The sequence below is a fragment of the Pseudomonas putida genome, assembly GCF_028682475.1.
GTDB classification, from domain to species: domain Bacteria; phylum Pseudomonadota; class Gammaproteobacteria; order Pseudomonadales; family Pseudomonadaceae; genus Aquipseudomonas; species Aquipseudomonas putida_AG.
Window position 1 is genome coordinate 39,735 of sequence record NZ_JANHLE010000020.1, and the last position, 22,662, is coordinate 62,396.

Below are 22,662 nucleotides of genomic sequence, written 5' to 3' on the forward strand. Positions count from 1 at the left end.
TATCCCGCAAGCCTGGCGCCTCAGCCAGCCTCGGTTGCAGCGGCCTCGGTGAACTCCTTGAGCCAGCGCAACACCTCGACCGCCTCCCAGCGGCCGGGGTCGTAGAGCGCATACAACAAGCCCTGATAGCCGACCACATCCAGTGCACGGTGATAGCCGGCCCGCTGAAACAGCGCTTCGATTTCAGCAAAACAGGTATTGAAGTGCAGTTTGTTGAAAGGCGTCTTGCCCTCCAGCACCAGACCATCGAGGCGCAACTCGAGCACCGCCTCGCTCACCATGGCGGTGGACATGCGATTGACGGTGTATTTTAGTTGTTCGACATTGACCATGATCTGCATCCTCGAGGTAAACGCCACCTCAATACTGTATTTATATACAGCATATTCAGAGTTGGAGGATACGTCAATCAAGCGCTACTCAGACCAGCCCCGGAAGGTAGCCGGTCCCCTTGCGGATGGTCAGGAGTTGCCGCCGTTCGGCCGCCACGGCGAGCCCTACATGCACCCATTGATCGAATTCGAGAATCAGCTGATCGAACATCAACGGACTGTCGGACACACGCTGCGCCAACTCACGAGGTGTCAGGCCGGGGACATTGATATCCGCCGCCAGACCGTCGACATGGGCACTCTGCACCGACCCACCAATGACTTCATTCAACTGGTTGCAGCGAAAACCGCTGCTGACCAGCACCGGCTGGTTGACCAACTGACGTACTTGTTCCAGAAAAGCGCACAGACGGCGAAGATTAATCAGGGTCTCGGCATTCGGGGAGTTGTCGATATTCAGGCGCGCGGCATTCTCCGACACCGTCATTTCGGCCAGGGTGAAGTGTTCGCTCAGGTACATGGTCCGCTCCTTGGCATGCGTAAGAACATCCAAGGATTGTCCACCCCCGCGCCCGGCCGCGCACGACAGGAAGTTTGTCCAGCCAGGCAGCTAGTTCAATGCAGAAAAGCCACCACTTGATCAGCATCAAACGGCCAGTTCAGCTCGGCTCCGGTATCACAGCGGCGCAGCACCGGGATCTTCAGCGCGTATTTCTCGAGCCAGATTTCGTCGTCGGCAATATCGACCAGCTCAACCAGCAGACCATGCTCGACAAAGGGCATCAACAACGCTTCGGCCACTTCACACAGGTGACAACCCAGGGTGCCGAACAGTTGGCATTCAGGAGGCATTTACAGGTACCGGCAGATGTAAGAAAAGACCATTATTCTAGGTCTGCAACCCAGCGCAGTCGAGCACGGTCCCTGGATACGCCGTCGCCACTCGGCTGCTGATTCAGATCAGCGCACGTGTAACCGCTATCGTTCAGACTGAGTGGTTTTTTATCGTTTTGCTACAGGGAGTGTTTCGTGTTTGCCAACCTATTAATCATCCTGGCCTCGTCACTGGTGGTCATTGCCTTCTTCAGGCGCCTGAAGTTGCCCCCTGTGCTGGGCTATCTGTGTGTTGGCCTGTTTGTCGGTCCGACGGCCCTGAACTGGGTCAATGAAAGCGAAGAGTTACCCGACCTGGCCGAAATGGGTGTGGTATTCCTGCTGTTCTCACTGGGCCTGGAATTTTCCCTTTCGAAGATGCTCGCCCTGCGCAAGGTGGTGTTTGGCCTGGGCAGCCTGCAGGTGATCTGCTCGGCGATTCTCCTCGCGGGGCTTCTGGCGCTGCTCGACATGCCCGCCAATGTAGCGCTGCTGCTGGGTGCGGGGCTTGCGCTGTCATCCACGGCAATTGTCAGCAAGGAACTGACCAGCCTCGGGGAGATTTTCAGCAGTCACGGGCAAAACGCTATTGGCGTACTGCTGTTCCAGGATGTGGTGGCCGTGTTGCTGCTGACCCTGGTTCCGGTGTTCGCCGGCGAAGGCGGCCAAGCCTGGTACTGGGCCCTGCCGCTGACCTTGGGCAAAACCGTGATCCTCTTCGTCGGTCTGTTGCTGGCCAGCCGCTGGTTGCTGCCGCGCCTGTTTCACGAAGTGGCCAGCTCCCATTCGGCGGAGCTGTTCGTGTTGCTGGCACTGGTCATTGTCCTGCTGACTGCCTGGCTGACCCACCTGCTTGGCCTGTCGCCGGCGCTGGGCGCCTTCCTGGCCGGCATGCTGCTGGGTGAGAGTAACTATCGCCATCAGATCGAAGCAGACATCCGCCCGTTCCGCGACATTCTTCTGGGGCTGTTTTTTGTCAGCATCGGCATGCTCATCGACCTGCAGCTGTTTGCCACCCATGGCCTGGAAATTATTGCCCTGACCTTGGGCCTGCTGCTGGTCAAAGGCTGCGTGGTCGCGGCACTGGTCCGGGTGCGTGGCAGCGATGCCGAAACCGCCTGGCGCAGTGGCCTGGCCCTGGCTCAGGGTGGCGAGTTCTGTTTCGCCCTGATGGCACAGATGCAGCAAACCCATTTGCTGCCCGAAGCCCTTGGCAATCTGTTGCTGGCCGCGACCTTCTGCTCAATGCTGGTCACTCCGCTGCTACTGCGCGCCGCCCCCAGCATTGCCGCCCACTTGCACCGCAAGCCCAATCAGGAAGTCCAGCTGGAGGCCATCGAAGCGCAAAGCGCCTCAATGAGCGGACACGTGCTGATCTGCGGCTATGGCCGGGTTGGACAATCGATCGGGCGCTTCCTGCGCCGTGAAAACATCCCCTTCATTGCCCTGGATGACGACCCGGTAAGGGTTCAGGAAGCTGCGGCTGGCGAAAGCAGCGTGCACTACGGCGACTCAAGGCGCGGCGAATTGCTCAGCGCCATCGGCCTTGAGCGTGCACGCCTGCTGGTGATTGCGGTGGATAAAACCGACATCGCCATGAGCGTGCTCAAAGCGGCGCGTGAACGTCACGCCCAGGTGCAGATCCTGGTGCGTACCCGTGACGACAGCCAGCGTGAAGAGCTGCGGGCGGCAGGTGCCACCGCCGTTGTACCCGAGCTGCTGGAGTCGAGCCTGATGCTCGCTTCCCATGCACTGGTCATGCTCGGTCTGCCAATGGACCACGTACAGGCGCGCATCGACGAAGTGCGCCAGACCCGCTACCGCATGCTCCAGGCGTTCTATCAGGGCGCCCAGACCAGCCCGGTCGACAGCGAAGGCCTGCCCAAAGCGATGATGCATGCGGTCAACCTTGGCGCCGAGGCCTACGCCTGCGGACGCCCTCTGACCGAACTGGACCTGCAGCAGTTCGGTGTCGAGCTGCAGGCCGTACAACGCAATGGCGAAGAGCTGGCAATGAGTGCCGACACCTGCCTGCATGCCGGCGATGCCGTGCTGCTCAGCGGCCCGCTGCATGCCCTGGCAGCCTGTGAGGCACGGCTGGTCGCCGGGCGCTGATCAATCCTGGCTGGTGGCGCCGATCTTGTGGATCGACAGGTCGGCGCCGTAATACTCCTGCTCCTGGCTCAAGCGCAGCCCGAGCGACGTTTTGATCACGCCATACACGACAAAGCCGCCCGCCAGTGCCACCAGCACCCCGCCCAGGCTACCGATCAACTGGCTGATCAGGCTTACGCCACCCAGGCCACCGAGCGCTGTCTGCCCGAAAATCCCACAGGCGATACCTCCCCACACACCGCACAAACCGTGCAGCGGCCAGACGCCCAGCACATCGTCGACTTTCCAGGTGTTCTGCGCCGCAATAAAACACCACACAAACAACGCCCCGGCAATCGCGCCCGTGACCAATGCCCCAACCGGGTGCATCAGGTCGGAGCCTGCGCACACCGCCACCAAGCCGGCCAATGGGCCGTTGTGCAGAAAGCCCGGGTCATTGCGCCCGACCAGCAACGCCGCCACCGTGCCACCGACCATCGCCATCAACGAGTTGACCGCGACCAGGCCGCTGACCCCTTGCAGGGTCTGGGCACTCATGACATTGAAGCCGAACCAGCCGACGATCAGGATCCACGAACCCAGCGCCAGAAAGGGAATGTTCGAAGGGGCGAACGCCACCAGCTTGCCATCGCGGTAACGCCCGTTGCGCGGACCGAGCAGCAGCACTGCGGTCAAGGCCAGCCAGCCGCCCATGGCATGCACCACCACGGAACCGGCAAAGTCATGGAAGCTGGCGCCAAACTGCGCCTGCAACCAGGCCTGCAAGCCCAGGTTGCCATTCCAGACGATGCCTTCGAAGAACGGATAGACCACAGCGACAATCAGCGCCGTAGCGCACATCTGCGGAGCAAAGCGCGCCCGCTCGGCGATACCGCCGGAAATGATTGCCGGAATCGCGGCGGCAAAGGTCAGCAGGAAAAAGAACTTCACCAGGCTGTAACCATGCTCCTGACTGAGCGCCGCCGCCGGCTGCAGGAAATTCACGCCATAGGAAATCCAGTAGCCAACGAAGAAATACGCCAGGGTTGATACCGCAAAATCACTGAGAATCTTCGACAGCGCGTTAACCTGGTTCTTGTGGCGTACGGTACCCACTTCCAGGAAGGCAAACCCGGCGTGCATGGCCAGCACCATGACAGCGCCCAGCAGAATGAAGAGTGTGTTGGAGCCGTGGATCAGACTGTCCACCGCACTTTGCAGGTTTTCCATGGAATCGGCAGGCCTTTCGAAAGCACCAAGACAGCGCGGAGTGACTCCTTTTTGCACCAGCCTGGATCATGCGAGTGCCACCTCGCTGGCTGATCCTGCTGATATCCGGAGTTTTTCCTTGGGTTTGTCGTGGATTGGGTTAAGGTTTACAGACCCGGTTGCCCTTCGTGCGCGAACGTGGCGCAGGCGCCGGACCTGAGCGCACCCTGGGACAGCAAAACCTGTACCAGCATTTTCACTGAACCTTCGCCAGCGCTCGCGACTCGAAATAGCCATACACCTTAGGGAGAGCCCCATGACCAGCAAATCGGCAAAGACTGCTCAAGACATATTGATGGCTGATTTTCAGGCGTTGGTGCGTGACACCGAAAAATTGCTGGAACACACCGCTACCCTGGCCGGTGATCAGGCCGACGAATTACGCGGCCAGATCCACGAGAGTCTGGAACGTGCCCGGGAAACCCTGCAACTGACCCAGGAGTCCGTCCGCGAGCACGGCCAGGCAGCCCTGAGCGCGACTGAAGACTACGTACAGAGCAATCCCTGGCAATCGATCGGCATCGCCGCCGGGGTCGGTTTTCTGATCGGTCTGCTGGCCAGTCGGCGCTGAGGGTGGCTATGGAAAGTGAATCCAACAGCGCCAGCGCAGCGTCGAGCAAGCGTCTGGGCGCAGCGGTACTCGGTCTATTGCATGGCCATGTCGAGCTGTTTGGCATCGAATTGCAGGAGCAGAAAGCGCGCACCCTGAGCCTGCTGCTGTTTGCCGGCCTGGCGCTGGTGTTCGCCTTGCTGTTGCTGGTCGCCCTTTCGGGCATGGTTCTGGTGCTGCTGTGGGACAGTTACCGCCTGGCCGGCATCATCGGCTTGTGCGTGTTCTATGGCGCGGCGACGCTGTTCTGTGGCCTGCGCCTGAAAGCGGCGGTGTACGACGAGTCGTCGCCCTTCAGCTCAACCCTTGAAGAACTTGCCAAGGACCGGGAGCGCCTGTTGCCATGAGCCTGTCTGAGCTACCGAAAACCACCAACCGGCGTGAGTTGCGCAAGGCGCTGGTGCGTCTACGCATGGAAATGCACCGCCAGGAAATCCGTCATGAATCAGGGCAGTTGCTTAATCCGCTGACCCGTCTGCGCGCCATGGGCGACAGCCTGCAGGGTGGGCTGGGTATCAAGCATGCGCCGCTGTGGGGAATCGCTGCGGTGGTGGTGCTGGGTTTCCTGACTGGCAAGGGTGCCAAGAACGGCAGCCTGAGCCGGATGATTCGCGTGGGTAGCAGCCTGGTGCCGCTGCTCAAGCTGGTCATACAGGGCGCGGCCAACAAACGCTGAGTCAGTGGCAGCAACTTCCGGTGGGAGCGGGCTTGCCCCGCGAGGCGATGTGGCTGAAAAACCGTCATCGCGGGGCAAGCCCGCTCCCACAGACAGCTGCGTCCACAGATAGACTTGCAGGTGCCGCGTCGACACGGGAAGCTAGGCGCCTGCCCCTGTATTGGAGAACCGGCCTTGGACTGGCACACCCTGCTCACCCGCGAACGTCTCGGCAAGACCCTGCACAGCCCTGAAGAGCTGGGCCGCAGCCCCTTCCACAAAGACCATGACCGGATCATTTTCTCCGGTGCCTTTCGCCGCCTGGGACGCAAGACCCAAGTACACCCGGTATCGAGTAACGATCATATCCACACACGTTTGACCCATTCGCTGGAAGTCAGCTGCGTCGGCCGCTCACTGGGTATGCGTGTCGGTGAAACGCTGCGGCGCCAGTTGCCTGATTGGTGCGAGCCGAGTGATCTTGGCATGGTCGTGCAGTCAGCTTGCCTTGCTCACGATATTGGCAACCCGCCCTTTGGCCACTCCGGTGAAGATGCCATCCGCCACTGGTTCCAGCAGGCCGCCGGGCGCGGATGGCTCGATGCAATGAGCGACGCCGAGCGCGCCGATTTTCTCAACTTCGAAGGCAATGCCCAGGGCTTCCGGGTCCTGACTCAACTGGAGTATCACCAGTTCGATGGCGGCACCCGTCTGACCTACGCAACCCTCGGCACGTACCTGAAATACCCCTGGACCGCCCGCCATGCCGACGCGTTGGGCTACAAGAAGCACAAGTTCGGCTGCTATCAGAGCGAATTGCCATTGCTGGAACAGATTGCCGGCAAACTCGGCCTGCCGCAGCTTGAAGATCAGCGCTGGGCCCGGCACCCGTTGGTCTATCTGATGGAAGCCGCCGACGACATCTGCTATGCCCTGATCGACCTTGAAGACGGTCTGGAAATGGAGCTGCTCGACTACCCGGAAGTGGAATCGCTGCTGTTGAACCTGGTGGGTGACGATCTGCCGGAAACCTACCGTCAGCTGGGCCCGGGTGATTCACGTCGGCGCAAGCTGGCGATTCTGCGCGGTAAAGCCATCGAGCACCTGACCAATGCCGCCGCCCGCGCCTTTGTCGAACAACAGGATGCCTTGCTGTCGGGGCGTTTGCAGGGCGATTTGGTCGAACACATGCACGGCCCGGCCAAACGCTGCGTCCTGCAGGCCAAGGACATGGCACGCAAGAAGATCTTCCAGGACAAGCGCAAGACGCTGCATGAGATTGGCGCCTACACCACCCTCGAAATACTGCTCAACGCTTTCTGCGGCGCGGCACTTGAACAACACGGTGGCCGCACGCCCTCGTTCAAGAGCCGACGCATCCTCGACCTGCTCGGTAATAGCGCCCCCCATCCGGATGCACCGCTGTATACATCGTTCCTGCGCATGATCGACTTCATCGCCGGGATGACAGACAGCTATGCCAGTGAAATGGCACGGGAGATGACGGGACGTTCAAGCCCGGTGTAACCACATCAGGCACCCGCCAGGTGTGAGGCGTGTTATCGGTCTCACACCTGGTGGCCTGGCAATACATAACGCTGCAGGACAAAAACTACATTGCGAAAAACATATTAAACAAACCCAATAAACAGAAATATTAAGTTACCAACACCCGCACTTGCAGCAATAGCGCGAAACAACACTTGTAGTCCATACCTGCATTTAGAGTCAGATATTTCCTATATAGCAATTAGCTCCCTTTCTGTTCGTGTGCGCCCTGTTCTATCTGCGTTAAGGTGCCTGCTTAATCGACACCTTTCCTGGATACGCTCACCATGCAATCTGTATTTATCATCGACGATCACCCAGTCATCCGCCTGGCCGTGCGCATGCTTCTGGAGAATGAAGGCTACTGCGTGGTCGGAGAGTCGGACAACGGCGTGGACGCCATGCAGATGGTCCGCGAATGCCTACCCGACCTGATCATCCTCGATATCAGCATTCCCAGACTCGATGGCCTGGAAGTGCTGTCACGCTTTCATACCATGGCCATTCCGCTGAAAATCCTGGTGCTCACCGCCCAGTCGCCAGCGTTGTTTGCCGTACGCTGCATGCACTCCGGCGCCGCCGGCTATGTCTGCAAACAGGAAGACCTGAGCGAATTGCTCAGTGCGATCAAAGCTGTGTTGTCCGGTTACAACTACTTCCCCAGCCAGGCCATCAGCAACTTGCGCCCTCACGACAATGGACACTGCGAGCTGGAACTGTTCAAGCAAGTCAATGATCGCGAATTGATGGTCCTGCAACTCTTTGCCCAAGGCAGAAGCAACAAAGAAATCGCCCAGGGGATGTTCCTCAGCAACAAAACTGTCAGCACGTATAAAAAACGCTTGATGCAAAAGCTCAAAGCCAAGTCGTTGGTCGAACTCATCGAAATGGCCAAACGCAATGCGCTGGTTTGAATCAGGCCATGCCTAGTCGTACCCTCTATTGTTACCTGTGCAGCATCCTGGCCTGCCTGTGCCTGCTACCTGCGGCAACTGCCGACGAAGCACAGGCCAGTCAATACAGGTTGCTCAGCCGCTCGCAAGCGCTGAGTGTCAGCCTCCCGCTGAATTCCGCGCAACGACACTGGATCGCAGGCAAAAAGCAATTGCTGCTGGGTACGTCGGCACCGGATTATCCACCCTTCGACATAACCGCCAGCGGCCGCGACTACGAGGGCCTGACTGCTGACATTGCGGGAATACTGCAAAACACGCTGCGCTTGCCGATTCAGGTCCGACGCTTTGCCAGCCGCCAGGAAGCGGTAAGAGCCCTGAGCCTGGGGCAGATAGACCTGCTCGGCAGTGCCAATGGCTTCGAAGCCGCGACACCGGGGGTGGTGCTTTCCAGGCCCTACGCCATCGATCAACCGGTGCTGGTGACCCGCGAAAACGAAAGCCGCCCCCTGGATACTGGCCTGGCCGGCCTACGCTTGAGCATGGTCTATCATTACTTGCCACTGGCAGAAGTACGGGCCAATTACCCGAAAGCAACGATTCAGACCTACCCCTCCTATCTGAATGCCCTCAATGCCGTCGCGTTCGATCAGGCCGACGTGTTTCTCGGCGATACCATTTCCACCCATTACATGATCAACCAGGGCCATTTGCAGAACGTCAAGATGGCTAATTTCAGCCGACACGAACCGGTCGGTTTCAGTTTCGCCGTACAGCAAAGCAACCTTCCCCTGCTGCAGTTGATCAACGCCACACTCGACCACCTCTCAAGTACGACCCGGGAAGACATTTTCAAACGCTGGAGCGCAGGCAGCGACATACTGCTGACCGATCGCAAACTGCAACTCTCGCAACGCGAAGAGCAGTGGCTGAGCAAGCACCCGGTGGTCCGTGTAGTGGTCAACGAAACCGCAGCACCCCTGACATTTTTTGATAACGCCGGTAACTTTCGCGGGATTGCCGCCGACCTGCTTGAGCTGATCCGCTTGCGCACCGGATTGCGCTTCGAAGTACAGCGTGCTAGTGGCATCAGTGACATGATTGATCGGGTAAACCACAACCAGGCCGATGTAATTGCCGCCATCTCGCCCAGCAAGCAGCGGGAAAGCACCCTGAATATCAGCCGTCCCTACCTGGAAAACTCCTACGTGCTGATGACTCGCACCGGAGCGGACCAACCCACCTCGCTGGACCAACTGTCAGGTCGGCGAGTGGCCCTGACCCGCGACAGCCCTCTGATCGACAGGCTGCGTGCACGTGAGGCCGGTATACAGCTGGTGGAGACCGAGAGCGCCGTTCATTCCACATCCTTACTGGCCAGCGGCCATGTCGATGCGGCCATCACTGCGCTGATCAACGCCAACTTCAGCCTGGCAACCCAGCATGGACTGGTCATTCGCGCCTCGGTGGGTGCCGAACCTGCAACCTTTTCGCTGGCGACCGCCCGGCATTCCCAGGAACTGGCTTCGATTCTAAACAAGGCACTGCTGAGCATCGCGCCGGAAGAACTGGGCGTTATCAACAGCCGTTGGCGAGGCTACAGCACCGAAACCAATGCCTACTGGAGCAAGTACCACCAACTGGTCCTGCAAATCGTACTGGGTACCAGCGTGCTACTGCTCTTGTCGCTGGCCTGGAATGCCTGGATGCGCCGCCAGATCAAGCAACGCGAGGCCGCAGAGCGCGCCTTGGGCGATCAGCTCGAATTCATGCGCACGCTGCTAAACGGCACGCCTCACCCCATGTATGTACGTGACCGTGAAGGGCTGCTGCAAAGTTGCAACGACAGCTACCTGGAGGCCGTTCAGCTACAGCTCGATGAGGTGCTGGGCAAACGCCTGGATGACAGCGCGCTGGGCGACAGCTGCTATGCCAGCCAGATTCAAGCCGACTACCAGCAAGTGATGCGCGAGGGCGTGCCATTGATCATTGATCGTCCGCTGCTGATCAATGACCGGACAATGACCATTTACCACTGGATCCTGCCTTACCGGGATTCGCTCGGTGAGGTCCGGGGCATCATCGGCGGCTGGATCGATATCAGTGAACGACGCCAGTTGATTCAGGACCTGAGCCAGGCCAAGCAGCAGGCCGATGATGCCAATCGCGCCAAGAGCACCTTTCTGGCAACCATCAGTCATGAAATCCGTACGCCGATGAACGCAATTCTCGGCATGCTCGAGCTGGCTCTCGAAAAAGCCGACCAGGGGCAACTGGATCGACCGGCCGTTGAAGTGGCCTACAGTTCGGCCAACGACTTGCTGGACCTGATCGGCGACATACTCGACATCGCCCGCATCGAGTCCGGGCACCTTGGCCTTGCGCCGGAACGGGTCGGCCTGCTGGCGCTGGTGGAGTCTGTCGGACGCGTATTCGATGGCCTGGCGCGCCAGAAGAACCTGTGCCTGATGATCCGTATCGCACCCAGCGCGCGCGTCGACGTTCAACTGGACCCGCTACGGATGAAACAGATCCTTTCGAACCTGGTCAGCAATGCGATCAAATTCACCGAGCGGGGTCAGGTCATCATCGAGCTGGGCCTGGAGCCTGGCCCCGAACCGGGTTTTGCCAGACTTGAACTGACCGTACAGGACACCGGTATCGGCATTCGCGAACAGGACCAGCAGCGCCTGTTCCTGCCCTTCGCCCAAGCCAACCCCGATAGCAAGCTGGCGCGTAGCGGCACTGGCCTGGGGCTGTCGATCAGTCGCGACCTGTGCCATCTGATGGGCGGTAACCTGACCCTGCACAGCGTGTTTGGCCAGGGCACCCGCGTGCACGTCAGCATGCCGGTGAGGTTGCTGACCAGCCAGCCCGGCGAGCCTGCCGTTATGCCCGAACCCTGCCTGTCCGTTGCCGCGCTGAAAGTACTGGTAGTCGATGACCATCCGGCCAATCTGTTGCTGCTGACCCAGCAACTGAACTACCTGGGGTTGCCGCACCGCAGTGTCGACAATGGCCTGGAAGCTCTGGAGATATGGCGGCGGGAGGCATTCGATGTGCTGATCATCGACTGCAACATGCCCGGCATCGATGGCTACCAATTCGCCCAGGCGGTACGCGCTGAGGAAAACGCCCAACAATGGCCACGCAGCACCCTGTTGGGTTACACCGCCAATGCGCAACCGGAAGTGCGCCGGCAATGCCAGCACGCCGGCATGGATGACTGCCTGCTCAAGCCGATCAGTCTCAAGGCGCTGGGCCAGCGTCTGGCCAGGATACAACCACTCCGCCAACGCCCCAGCACCAGCCACTCTGCCCTGTTCGACCTACAAGGCCTGGAGCCCGTGGTGGGCAGCAGCGCCGTCGACCTGCAAGCATTGCTGAAACAGCTTCAACAGAGTTTTAGCAAGGACCGGATATCCCTGGCAGCGCTTGACCCTGAACTGCAACCCGAACGGTTGAAGGACGAAGCACATCGTATTCTCGGTGCAGCGCGGATCATTCAGGCCAATGCCTTGATCGGTGCCTGCGAACAGCTGGAATCAGACTGCCAGGCGAATGCGCCGGTCCCCACGCTCGAGCTTCACCAGCAACAGCTGGCGGCAGCCATGGCAGAGGTGGAGCAGGCACTTGAACGACACTTGCAGCCAGGGGGCTCAGCCAGTGCAACGGCAAAGGTGAGCTGAAAACAAAACGGCGGCCACTGGGGCCGCCGTTTCTTCAGGCATCAGGCAACCGGATTGATCGGGTTTTCCGGATACCAGGCGTCCAGCAGCGGGCTGACTTCGATCTTGGTCAGCTCGTTGCGGCCTTTGAGCCAGCTTTCAACGGCAGCGCGTTGTTCTTCAGTGACCGAGCCACGATCTGCTTTGCAAACCAGACCGAAGTCGTCGCCGCCAACATAGTCCAGACCATTGGCATCCATAGCGTCTGCCAGGAAGGCATCGAGGAAGGCATCAACGGCTTCGTCGGTCAGGTCTTCCTTGAACTCCAGGTTCAGTTCAAAACCCAGCTCCTGGAATTCATCCACGCAGAGCTTTTTGCGCAGACGGCGGGAACGGTTAGTGGCCATGAAACAATCCTCTTGAGTAATAACGCCGCGCACTTTACCAGTTTCGCCGCGAGGCTGCCGGAATAAAAGCCGACAAGCCACCCTGTCGCACTGCCCCATCACCCTGCGCCTTGGGGCATAATGCGCGCTATATTTTTCACACCGGGGCCTTCACCTTTTCCTGCTCCGTTTTTTTCACCCCTCGCTTGCAGGGTTTTATTGCACATGATCAGATCTCTACGCCCTCTTCTGCTTGCCGGCCTGCTCCTTCCCGTTGCCTTGCCTTCCCAGGCGGCGGCCGTCAACACCACGCTGCCTGCCAAAGTCCAGCAAGCGCTGAAAACCAATAAATTGCAGGACTCGGCCCTGTCGCTGGTGATGCTGCCGCTCAACGGCCCGGGCACGCCAACCGTGTTCAACGCCGACATTTCGGTCAACCCGGCCTCGACCATGAAGCTGGTCACCACCTATGCGGCCCTGGAGCTGCTCGGCCCGACGCACCAGTGGAAGACCGAGTTCTACAGCGACGGCCCACTGCGTAACGGCACCCTGCAGGGCAATCTCTACCTCAAAGGCGGTGGCGACCCGAAACTGAACATGGAAAAGCTCTGGCTGTTGATGCGCGACCTGCGCGCCAACGGGGTGCAAACCATCAGCGGTGACCTGGTGCTCGACCGCAGCCACTTCGTCCAGCCCGTGCTGCCGCAGTTCAACGATGACGGCGGCGACGAAAACAAGCCGTTTCTGGTCAAGCCCGACTCCCTGTTGATCAACCTCAAGGCCCTGCGTTTTGTCGCCCGCAACGACGGCGGCAAAGTGCTGGTATCGGTTGAACCACCGATTGCCAGCGTCCGCATCGACAACCAGGTCAAGGCGGTCAACAGCAAGCAGTGCAGCGGCGACGTACGCTACAACCCGGTCACCCAGGCAGACGGCGTCACCGTCGTGGTCAGCGGCCAGTTGGCCGATGGCTGCAACTCGCAGACCTACCTGTCGCTGCTCGACCACCCGACCTATGCCGCCGGTGCGGTTCGGGCCATCTGGAATGAACTGGGCGGGACCATCCAGGGCCGCGACCGGATCGACAACGTACCGAAAAGCGCCCGCCTGCTGGCACGCGCCTTCTCGCCGGACCTGGTCGAGATCATTCGCGATATCAACAAATACAGTAACAACACCATGGCCCAGCAGCTGTTCCTGAGCCTGGGCGCGCAGTTCCGCACCGATGCCGATGGCGACGACGCCCGTGCAGCGCAGCGCGTGGTGCGCCAGTGGCTGGCGAAAAAAGGCATCACCGCACCGCACCTGATCATGGAGAACGGCTCCGGGTTGTCTCGCGCCGAACGGGTCAGCACCCGGGAAATGGCGGCCCTGCTGCAGGCTGCCTGGAAAAGCCCATACGCCGCCGAATTCATCAGCTCCATGCCGCTGGTCGGCATGGATGGCACCATGCGCAAGCGCCTCAAACGCACCGCGATGACCGGCGAGGCCCATATCAAGACCGGTACCCTGAACACCGTACGCGCGATTGCCGGCTACAGCCGCGACAGCAACGGCAACACCTGGGCGGTGGCGGCGATCCTCAACGATCCAAAGCCGTGGGGTGCTTCAGCGGTGCTCGATCAGGTGCTGCTGGACCTCTATCGCCAGCCGAAACTGGTCAACAGTACGGCTTCGGTGCAGCCCTGAGTTTTCAGGGCAGTTCCACCTCGACCCGGTCGCGGCCAGCTTGTTTGGCCGCGTAGACACCGGAGTCGGCGCGTAGCAACAAGGCATCGGCGCCCTCCCCCGGGCGCCAGCCGGCCACACCAAAACTGGCCGTGACCTGCCCAACACCCTCGACGGCGACGCTGCGCACCCCCTGCCACAATTCCAGGGCCAGCGAGTGCGCCTGCTCGGCGTTGCTGCCGGGGCATAGCACCATGAACTCCTCTCCGCCCAGACGACAGAACACGTCGGTACGCCGCAGTCGCTGGCTGATGCGCTGGCACAGATTGCGCAACACATGATCGCCCACGGCATGACCAAACTGGTCGTTGATACGTTTGAAGTGGTCGATATCCAGCATGATGATCGCCAGGTCCAGCTGGTCGCGCTGTGCGCGCTCCAGCTCGACCTTCAAACGCTCCTGGAAATAGCGCCGATTGTGGATACCGGTCAGCGCGTCGGTCACCGACAACGCGCGCAACTCTTCTTCAACCCGTTTCAGATCGGAAATATCCGTCAGGTAGCCGTGCCACAGCGTACTGCCGTCCTCCTCCGGCTCAGGAGTGGCCTCGCCACGCACCCAGCGCTGACCGGCCAGCGGCAACAACACCCGGTACTCTTCCCGCCAGGGCGTCAAGTGATCGGCCGAATTGCGGATAGAGGCCCGCACGCGCAGCAGATCTTCTGGATGAATGCGCTCGAATACCGCCGTAGCATCCTGGCGCAAGTGCTCAAGCTCGATCTCGTAGATGTCACGTAAGCCTTCACTGGCATAGGTGAAACACGAACTGCCATCCAGACGCAGGCGAAACTGATAGATACCGCCAGGCACCTCGGCACTGAGCTTGTCCAGCAAGCGGTCACGGGCTGCCAGGGCTTCATGTATACGCTTGCGCTCAGTGACATCGATGCAGATCGCCAGGTGGCCGACCCACAAGCCATGCTCATCGAGCACTGCCGTCACCAGCATGTTGGCCAGCAGCTGACTGCCGTCCTTACGCTGCAACGTCCACTCACCCGCCTCTTTGCCTCCCTCCTGCACAGTTTGCGCGAACATTGCCTGGGCCGGGGTGATTTCGCGGCCATAGCGCTGGCTCAAGTCCCGGGCCCGCTGGTGCAGCTCCTGGGGCGAAATCAGCATTTCAAGGGTCAGGCTACCGACGGCCTCAGTACTGCTGTAGCCGAGCATGCGCTCGGCGCCGGCATTGAAGGTGCTGACCACGCCACGCAGGTTGGTGGCGATGATCGCGACCTGGGTCGCGGCATCCAGCACACTGCGCAACTGATTGTGAGTATTGCGTAGCGACTGTTCACTGATGCGCAGCTCGCCTGTGCGTTGTTCAACCAGGGTCAGCGCGCGTTGGCGCTGACTGAACAGACTGAACAGCAAGGCACTGAGCAATACGCTGAGCAAGCCGCCAAGAGATACCACGGCGGTGACTGCCGAAGAGCGGTTGGCCTGCATGAACGCCAGGCTTGGACGGATATCGAGCTGATATTCATGATCGGCAAGGTGCAACAGGTAACTGGCCGACAAGGGTGACGATGCCCCCTGATTGCCCGACTGGAATAACACCTCATGCTGGCTGTCCGGCCCGGTCAGGTCACGGATACGCACCACCAGGTTGTCGTGAACCGTTTTGGGCAAACCCTCGGCCATCAGTTGGCGCATGCTGATCACTGCAATGACATAACCCCGCGGTTGCCCCCCCGCACCGTCCGCTGAGAACACCGGCGCAACCATCAGCACACCGCGGGCATACGCAGGCTCTATATCCGCAAGGTTGAGCGGCGCAGAGACCGCCATGCTGCCAGGCTTCAAGGCGCGCTGCAGGGTGTCCTGACGCAAGGGGTGGGAAAGCAAGTCCAGACCGAATGGCTGACGCAGCAGGCTCAATGCCTGGGAAAACAGCACCGGGTAGTACATCGGACGCCCGGGTGATACGCGCAAACTGCCGTCATCGGTCAGTTGCTGAATGGCGTAGGGGCGGTCAAGCACCTCACTCGCGCGTTGCTCAAAAGCCTGGCGTGCGGGCCCCGGCACCAGCGGCGCCCAGGAATAGGCCTGGGTACGATGCAGCAGGGGCCGCGCGTAACCATTGAATTCGTCGAGGGTTATTTCAGTGGCAAAGACGAAGAACCGGCGCAACCCATCAAGGCGCTGCACCTGATCCTCGAAGCGTTCTTCGATACGACTGTAACGCTCACTGGCCAGCAACTCGAAGCGTTGGCGCAACTGTTGCTGGTACAACGCGTAGGTTGCAAACGCCAGAAAAGCGGTCAACAGCCCGCCGGCCACCAGTGCCACAAGGGCAACCAGCCAGGCTGACACTTCTTCGCTGACGAAGCCGAGCATCTTTGGACGAACGCCGTGCATCGACATAGTTGATAACACTCATAACGCCAGCATGCAGCGTTTCCCAGGTCCTCCTTCAGTTATAGCCATTAGCCACTAATGAAGCAATCCGAGGCCTGGGAGAAGATCGCCTTCAACGTGCCTGAATGCGCCATGCCCGATGAATCTTGGTGTTACGGGCGAAGTCCGGATCCAGGGTCTGCGCGCTGATTTCCTCTACCGCATAACGTTCAGCCAGACGTTCGTCGAGCTGGAACTTGCGGAAGTTGTTGGAGAAATACAGCACGCCGCCTGGCGCCAGGCGCGCGACCGCCAGGTCGAGCAATTCGACATGGTCACGCTGGACATCGAATACACCTTCCATGCGCTTGGAGTTGGAGAAGGTCGGTGGATCGATGAAGATCAAGTCGAACTCGTCACGGCACGCCTGCAGCCAGGCCATGACATCCCCCTGCTCCAGCCGGTTCTTGTCGGAGAAACCATTGAGCGACAGGTTGCGCCGCGCCCAGTCCAGGTACGTCCGTGACAGGTCGACGCTGGTGGTGCTGCGTGCGCCGCCCTTGGCCGCATGCACGCTGGCGGTCGCGGTGTAGCAGAACAGGTTGAGGAAGCGCTTGCCGGCGGCTTCGCGCTGGATACGCATGCGCATCGGCCGATGGTCGAGGAACAGCCCGGTGTCGAGGTAGTCGGTCAGGTTGACCAGCAACTTGACGCCCCCTTCGCTGACTTCCAGGAACTGGCCCTGGGTGCTCTGGCGCTCGTACTGGCGGGTACCGCTCTGACGCTCGCGACGCTTGACCACCACCCGGCTCTGATCGATGCCCAGTGCCTGGGGAATCGCAGCCAAGGCATCGAACAGGCGGGCCTGGGCTTTCTCCGGATCAATCGAACGCGGTGCGGCGTATTCCTGGACGTGTACCCAGTCCTGATACAGGTCGATGGCCAGGGCATACTCCGGCATGTCGGCGTCATACAGACGATAGCAACTGACCTGCTCGCGCTTGGCCCATTTGCCCAGCTGCTTGAGGTTTTTCTGCAGGCGATTGGCGAACATCTGCCCGCCTTCGCTCAAGCGTGCCGGCTCGCTGGCAACCGCCGCCGGAGAACGCTGATCGTCGTTACCCTGAGCGTCACGCTCGGGCTGGCGACGCTCGCCGGTGACGAACTGGTCGGGCTGCACCTTGATCAGCAGCAGCTTGCACGGCAACGCGCCGTTCCAGAACGCGTACTGCTTGTGGCTGCGAATGCCCATGCGCTTGCCCAGGTCGGGGGCGCCAGTAAACACCGCCGCTTCCCAGTTCAGGCAGGATTGACGCAGACGCTCGCCGAGGTTCTGGTAGAGATACAGCAGGCTGGCTTCATCACCCAGACGCTCGCCATAGGGTGGGTTGCAGATCACCAGGCCCTTCTGGTTCTGGTCAGGACGCGGCTCGAAACTGCCGACCTCACCCTGGTAGATTTTCACCCAGTCACTAAGGCCGGCACGTTCGACGTTGTTGCGCCCCGGCTGGATCAGCCGCGGGTCGGCTTCGTAGCCTCGAATCCACAACGGCGGCCGGGCAAGACCAGCCTGCGCCCGCGCCTGCGCTTCGTCATGCAGCTTGCGCCACAGTGCCGGGACATGGCCAAGCCAGGCGCTGAAGCCCCAGCGCTCTCGCTTGAGGTTGGGGGCGATGTCGGCAGCGATCATCGCCGCTTCCACCAGGAAGGTACCCACGCCACACATCGGGTCAGCCAGCGCTCCGCCTTCGGCGGCAATACGCGGCCAACCGGCACGGATCAGCACGGCGGCGGCAAGGTTTTCCTTGAGCGGTGCCGCCCCCTGCTGCAGGCGATAACCGCGCTGGTGCAGGCTGTGACCGGACAGGTCCAGGGACAGGATCGCTTCCCCGCGGTCCAGACGAAGGTGCACGCGCAAGTCCGGGTTGAGCTTGTCGACCGAAGGGCGCTCGCCATCGCGGGTGCGCAGTTTGTCGACAATGGCATCCTTGACCTTCAGGGCACCGAAATGGGTGTTGTCGATCCCCGAGCCATGGCCGCTGAACTCGACGGCCAGCGAACCGCTGGCTTCCAGGTGGTCCTGCCACTCGACATCGTGCACGCCATCGTACAGGTCGTCGGCGTTCTTCATGTTGAAGCGCTTGAGCACCAGCAGCACGCGGTTGCCCAGGCGTGACCAGAGGCACAAGCGGTAGGCGGTTTCCATGTCGGCCGAGCCGCGAATGGCCGAAGTGTGTTCACGCACCTCTTCAAGGCCCAGGCCGCGGGCCTCTTCGGCGAGCAGGCCTTCAAGACCTTTAGGGCAGGTTAGGTAGAGTTCGAAACGGTCCGACATGAGGTATCCAGTGCCTTGAGCAATAAGTGGAGGGCAAGCGCATCGCCTTCCGATGTTTAATCGAACGCCTTTCCAGCGAGCGTTCGAATGGCACCGCAATGAGTGCCGGGCCACCCGGGCAACCTGACCTTTGCCTGGGGCAGAAAAGTCTTTGATCGCCGGGCAGAATGAAAATTTCACGACTGACAGGGGAAAAATGACCCTTCGTCGTATTGACTGCCTTGTTACAAATTATCACCAGGCAATAGCCAAGTGACTTCAATTCTTATCAAACCCTGATCATAGCGGGCTTTGCATCGGATCCAGGTCTGAAGCATTTATTTACTTATCCTTTGACCCTAGGAAAGGTTACGTCCTTATGACAAAACGATCATTCACACTGTGTCGTGCATTGGTTAGAACTCATCTCAGGTTGTCACCGCAACGGGGCAACACTTTCGCTCGCGACGCCGGCAGCGAGCGCAAACCGGCAGAACGATTCTGCCCGGCCTCCTGGAGGCCGACGCGACATTACAGTCAACAAGTGAGGGCAACACCCTATGAGAAGACTTAAGCGTGATCCGTTGGAAAGAGCATTTTCACGTGGCTACCAATATGGGGTCACCGGCAAATCCCGCGAGCTTTGCCCCTTTACTCTACCGTCTGTACGCCAGGCATGGATCAATGGCTGGCGTGAAGGACGCGGCGACAACTGGGACGGTATGACCGGCACTGCGGGTATTCACAGACTCAACGAACTTCACGCCGTTGGCTGAACGAGGATCTGAATTCATTCACCATGCGCGCCCCATCCGGGCGGCGGGCTAAGGCCCAGGGGCCCCTTCAAGGGGCCCTTTTTTATGCCTGCGCTTCAGCGCGGCATGGCAGCGATGGCGTCCACCGCTTCGCGGATCAGCGCAGGGCCCTTGTAGATGAACCCCGAATAGATCTGCACGAGGCTGGCACCAGCGGCGATCTTCTGTGCCGCGTGTTTGCCCTCGGTGATGCCGCCGGCGGCGATGATCGGCAATTTGCCGCCCAGCTCACCCGACAGCACCTTGACGATATGCGTGCTCTTTTCCAGTACCGGCGCGCCCGACAGGCCTCCGGCCTCGTCGCCATGGGGCAAGCCTTCGACACCTTCGCGGCCGAGCGTGGTGTTGGTGGCGATCACCGCATCCATGCCTGACTCGATCAGCGCCGCTGCCACCAGGGCGGTTTCTTCATCGCTCATGTCCGGAGCAATCTTGATCGCCAACGGTACGTGCTTGCCGTACTGCGCAGCCAGTTGCCCACGGCGCTCGGCCAGGGCATCGAGCAACTGCTTGAGCGAGTCGCCGAACTGCAGGCTGCGCAGGCCCGGGGTGTTGGGCGAACTGACGTTGACGGTGATGTAGCTGGCATGGTCGTAAACCTTGTCCAGACAGATCAGGTAGTCGTCTACCGCGCGCTCGACCGGGGTGTCGAAGTTCTTGCCGATGTTGATACCCAGCACGCCGCGGTATTTCGCCGCCTGCACGCGGTTCAGCAGGTTATCGACGCCCAGGTTGTTGAAGCCCATGCGGTTGATGATCGCTTCGGCTTGCGGCAAGCGGAACAGGCGCGGCTTGGGATTACCCGGCTGCGGACGAGGCGTGACCGTACCGATTTCGACAAAGCCGAAGCCCAGCTGGGCAAACCCATCGATGGCTGCGCCGTTTTTGTCCAGACCAGCCGCCAGCCCCACCGGGTTGGCGAACTCCAGGCCCATGACCGTCACCGGCAAGGAGGCCGGAGCCTTGGTCAGCAGCCCGTTCAGGCCCAGGCGGCCACCGGCGCCGATCAGGTCCAGGGACAGGTCATGGGAGGTCTCCGGGGAGAGCTTGAACAGCAGCTGGCGGGCCAGGGTATACATGGGCGGGCTTAGCTCGACGTGAGTGAGGGGGCGATTATATAGGGGGCGTGGTCCGGGGGACAGCGCCGCCTTGGCATATGCGTTGCTTTGTTGTCTGTCGATACCGGCCCCGCAAGCGGCACGGCCTGACTTTCGATACAGGCGCGATACTGTGAACAATGATATCCCTTCGACAGCACTGGCCTGGGTCAACGGCAGCGATGCGCCGGAAAAACACAGCCTGAATATCGGTTTCATGGCCCTGAGCGATTGCGCCTCGGTGGTGGTCGCCGCAACCCAGGGTTTTGCCCAGCCCTACGGCTTGAGCCTGAACCTCAAGCGCCAGAGCTCCTGGGCCGGCTTGCGCGACAAGCTGGTCAGCGGTGAACTGGATGCTGCCCATAGTCTGTACGGGCTGATTTATGCCGTGCACCTGGGCATTGGCGGCATCGGGGCCACCGACATGGCGGTGCTGATGGGGCTCAACCAGAATGGCCAAGGCATCAACCTGTCGGCGGCGCTGCAGCGTCAAGGCGTGACCCGTCCCGAGGCGCTGGAGCGTTTCGCGCACCAAAGCAGGACAAAACTCACCTTTGCCCAGACCTTTCCGACCGGCACGCACGCCATGTGGCTGTATTACTGGCTGGCCAGCCAGGGCATCCACCCACTGCATGACGTCAACAGCGTTGTAGTGCCCCCGGCGCAGATGCTTGCTCATCTACAAGCCGGGCGTATTGACGGTTTCTGTGTCGGCGAACCCTGGTCGGCCGAGGCCGTCGAGCAGGGCCAGGGGTTTACGCTGGCGACCAGCCAGTCGATCTGGCCCGACCACCCGGAAAAAGTCCTCGGCTGTACCCGCGCCTTTGTCGAGCACTACCCCAATACCGCCAGGGCGCTGGTCAAAGCGATTCTGGCCGCCAGCCGCTTCATCGAGCAAAGCCCGGAAAACCGGCGCGGCACTGCCCAGCTGCTGAGCGGCGAGGCGTACCTGGACGCCCCCTTGAACAGCATCGAGCCGCGCTTGCTCGGCGACTACCACGACGGCCTTGGCAATCACTGGCACGACCCGCATGCCTTGCGCCTGTATGACAACGGCCGGGCCAACCTGCCTTACCTGTCCGACGGTATGTGGTTCATGACCCAATTCCGCCGCTGGGGCCTGCTGCGCGAGGATCCCGACTACCTGGGCGTGGCGCGCCAGGTGCAACAACTGGCGCTGTACCGCGACGCCGCCAGTGCCATCGGTGTGCCTTGCGCCGAGCAGAACATGCGCCGTAGCCAGTTGATCGATGGCAGCTATTGGAATGGCAGCGACCCCGCCGGCTACGCCCGCAGCTTTGCCCTGCACGCGCTGGTGCAAACGCCTGCCGCCCTAGCCCGTCGCTGATAAGGAGGCGCCATGATTCTGCGAATCCTGTTGATCGACGACACCGAAAAAAAAGTCGGGCGCCTGAAAGCCGCACTGGTTGAGGCTGGCTTTGAAGTGATCGAAGCATCGGGATTGACCATCGACCTGCCGGCACGCGTCGAAACGGTGCGTCCGGATGTGGTCCTGATCGATACCGAGTCACCCGGCCGGGATGTGATGGAGCAAGTGATCCTGGTCAGTCGCGACCGACCACGGCCAATCGTCATGTTTACCGACGAGCACGACCCGGGCGTGATGCGCCAGGCGATTCAGGCCGGGGTCAGCGCTTACATCGTCGAGGGCATTCATGCGGCGCGGCTGCAGCCGATCCTCGACGTGGCCATGGCCCGCTTCGAAAGCGACCAGGCGCTCAAGGCCCAGCTGCAAGCCCGCGACCAGCAGCTGGCTGAACGCAAACGCATCGAGCTGGCCAAGGGCCTGCTGATGAAGATGAAGGACTGCAACGAAGAGCAGGCCTACACCCTGATGCGTCGCCAGGCCATGAGCAAGCAGCAGAAGCTGATCCAGGTGGCCGAGCAGATCATTGCCATGAGTGATTTGCTTGGCTGACAGGACGCTGGCCTGGCTTTTGCAAAATCTATCGCACAGGTAGCCAACGGCGGTTGCCCCTTCACGACAAAGACGTCGCATCCCCCTCGCAGCAGCGGGCCGGGAG

At 60.7% G+C, this 22,662-nt stretch carries 19 protein-coding genes; 11 read left to right on the forward strand and 8 right to left on the reverse strand.

What is annotated here, in order from left to right:
* Positions 1-20: 20 nt before the first annotated feature.
* The 3 genes from NPS47_RS17195 to NPS47_RS17205 all read right to left on the reverse strand — a co-directional run bounded on the left by NPS47_RS17195 (position 21) and on the right by NPS47_RS17205 (position 1,184).
* Positions 21-332, reverse strand: coding sequence for a transcriptional regulator (locus tag NPS47_RS17195; RefSeq protein WP_274296019.1), 312 nt, complete (start codon positions 330-332; stop codon positions 21-23).
* Positions 333-420: 88 nt separating this feature from the next.
* Positions 421-852, reverse strand: a complete 432-nt coding sequence (locus NPS47_RS17200) for a D-Ala-D-Ala carboxypeptidase family metallohydrolase (RefSeq protein ID WP_274296020.1) — start codon at positions 850-852, stop codon at positions 421-423.
* Between the two features lie 95 nt (positions 853-947).
* Positions 948-1,184 carry a glutaredoxin family protein gene (locus NPS47_RS17205; RefSeq protein WP_274296021.1) on the reverse strand — a complete coding sequence of 79 codons (237 nt, stop codon included), beginning with the start codon at positions 1,182-1,184 and terminating at the stop codon, positions 948-950.
* Positions 1,185-1,361: 177 nt separating this feature from the next.
* Here NPS47_RS17205 and NPS47_RS17210 point away from each other — a divergent pair, with 177 nt between their 5' ends.
* On the forward strand, positions 1,362-3,320 hold the full coding sequence (locus tag NPS47_RS17210; protein ID WP_274296022.1) for a monovalent cation:proton antiporter family protein: 1,959 nt from the start codon (positions 1,362-1,364) through the stop codon (positions 3,318-3,320).
* On the opposite strand, the gene NPS47_RS17215 is transcribed toward NPS47_RS17210, so the two are convergent.
* Complete coding sequence (locus NPS47_RS17215) at positions 3,321-4,529, reverse strand: ammonium transporter (RefSeq protein WP_274296023.1); 1,209 nt, start codon at positions 4,527-4,529, stop codon at positions 3,321-3,323. It lies immediately after the preceding gene.
* Between the two features lie 295 nt (positions 4,530-4,824).
* Between NPS47_RS17215 and NPS47_RS17220 the strand changes: the two genes are divergently transcribed.
* The 6 genes from NPS47_RS17220 (at position 4,825) to NPS47_RS17245 (ending at position 11,963) form a co-directional block, all read left to right on the forward strand.
* Positions 4,825-5,139, forward strand: a complete 315-nt coding sequence (locus NPS47_RS17220; protein WP_274296024.1) for a DUF883 family protein — start codon at positions 4,825-4,827, stop codon at positions 5,137-5,139.
* Positions 5,140-5,147: 8 nt separating this feature from the next.
* On the forward strand, positions 5,148-5,525 hold the full coding sequence (locus NPS47_RS17225) for a phage holin family protein (protein WP_274296025.1): 378 nt from the start codon (positions 5,148-5,150) through the stop codon (positions 5,523-5,525).
* Positions 5,522-5,854, forward strand: a complete 333-nt coding sequence (locus tag NPS47_RS17230; protein ID WP_274296026.1) for a hypothetical protein — start codon at positions 5,522-5,524, stop codon at positions 5,852-5,854. Before NPS47_RS17225 ends, NPS47_RS17230 begins: the two co-directional genes overlap by 4 nt.
* A gap of 174 nt (positions 5,855-6,028) precedes the next feature.
* Positions 6,029-7,360 carry a deoxyguanosinetriphosphate triphosphohydrolase gene (locus NPS47_RS17235; RefSeq protein WP_274296027.1) on the forward strand — a complete coding sequence of 444 codons (1,332 nt, stop codon included), beginning with the start codon at positions 6,029-6,031 and terminating at the stop codon, positions 7,358-7,360.
* Positions 7,361-7,668: 308 nt separating this feature from the next.
* Positions 7,669-8,295, forward strand: coding sequence for a response regulator transcription factor (locus tag NPS47_RS17240; protein WP_274296028.1), 627 nt, complete (start codon positions 7,669-7,671; stop codon positions 8,293-8,295).
* 8 nt (positions 8,296-8,303) lie between these two features.
* A complete protein-coding gene (locus NPS47_RS17245) occupies positions 8,304-11,963 on the forward strand; it encodes a transporter substrate-binding domain-containing protein (RefSeq protein WP_274296029.1) in 3,660 nt (1,219 codons plus the stop codon).
* 41 nt (positions 11,964-12,004) lie between these two features.
* On the opposite strand, the gene NPS47_RS17250 is transcribed toward NPS47_RS17245, so the two are convergent.
* Positions 12,005-12,349, reverse strand: a complete 345-nt coding sequence (locus NPS47_RS17250; RefSeq protein ID WP_191831950.1) for a YggL family protein — start codon at positions 12,347-12,349, stop codon at positions 12,005-12,007.
* A 204-nt stretch (positions 12,350-12,553) separates the two neighbouring features.
* Between NPS47_RS17250 and dacB the strand changes: the two genes are divergently transcribed.
* On the forward strand, positions 12,554-14,017 hold the full coding sequence (gene dacB / locus NPS47_RS17255; RefSeq protein WP_274296030.1) for a D-alanyl-D-alanine carboxypeptidase/D-alanyl-D-alanine endopeptidase: 1,464 nt from the start codon (positions 12,554-12,556) through the stop codon (positions 14,015-14,017).
* Between the two features lie 4 nt (positions 14,018-14,021).
* Here dacB and NPS47_RS17260 read toward each other — a convergent pair whose 3' ends face one another.
* Both NPS47_RS17260 and rlmKL read right to left on the reverse strand, forming a co-directional pair.
* A complete protein-coding gene (locus NPS47_RS17260) occupies positions 14,022-16,418 on the reverse strand; it encodes a sensor domain-containing diguanylate cyclase (RefSeq protein WP_274296031.1) in 2,397 nt (798 codons plus the stop codon).
* Positions 16,419-16,524: 106 nt separating this feature from the next.
* Positions 16,525-18,726: a bifunctional 23S rRNA (guanine(2069)-N(7))-methyltransferase RlmK/23S rRNA (guanine(2445)-N(2))-methyltransferase RlmL gene (rlmKL, locus tag NPS47_RS17265; RefSeq protein ID WP_274296032.1), complete on the reverse strand. Its 2,202-nt coding sequence runs from the start codon at positions 18,724-18,726 to the stop codon at positions 16,525-16,527.
* A gap of 539 nt (positions 18,727-19,265) precedes the next feature.
* On the opposite strand from rlmKL, the gene rmf reads away from it, so the two are divergent.
* Positions 19,266-19,481 (forward strand): ribosome modulation factor, encoded by a 216-nt coding sequence (rmf, locus tag NPS47_RS17270; RefSeq protein ID WP_010223328.1) that lies wholly within the window; start codon positions 19,266-19,268, stop codon positions 19,479-19,481.
* Between the two features lie 95 nt (positions 19,482-19,576).
* Here the strand turns inward: rmf and NPS47_RS17275 are convergent, their stop codons facing one another.
* A complete protein-coding gene (locus tag NPS47_RS17275; protein WP_274296033.1) occupies positions 19,577-20,599 on the reverse strand; it encodes a quinone-dependent dihydroorotate dehydrogenase in 1,023 nt (340 codons plus the stop codon).
* A 151-nt stretch (positions 20,600-20,750) separates the two neighbouring features.
* Here NPS47_RS17275 and NPS47_RS17280 point away from each other — a divergent pair, with 151 nt between their 5' ends.
* Together NPS47_RS17280 and NPS47_RS17285 are read left to right on the forward strand one after the other, a co-directional pair.
* Complete coding sequence (locus NPS47_RS17280; protein WP_274296034.1) at positions 20,751-21,965, forward strand: CmpA/NrtA family ABC transporter substrate-binding protein; 1,215 nt, start codon at positions 20,751-20,753, stop codon at positions 21,963-21,965.
* 15 nt (positions 21,966-21,980) lie between these two features.
* Positions 21,981-22,556: an ANTAR domain-containing response regulator gene (locus NPS47_RS17285; protein ID WP_274296062.1), complete on the forward strand. Its 576-nt coding sequence runs from the start codon at positions 21,981-21,983 to the stop codon at positions 22,554-22,556.
* Positions 22,557-22,662: the final 106 nt, after the last annotated feature.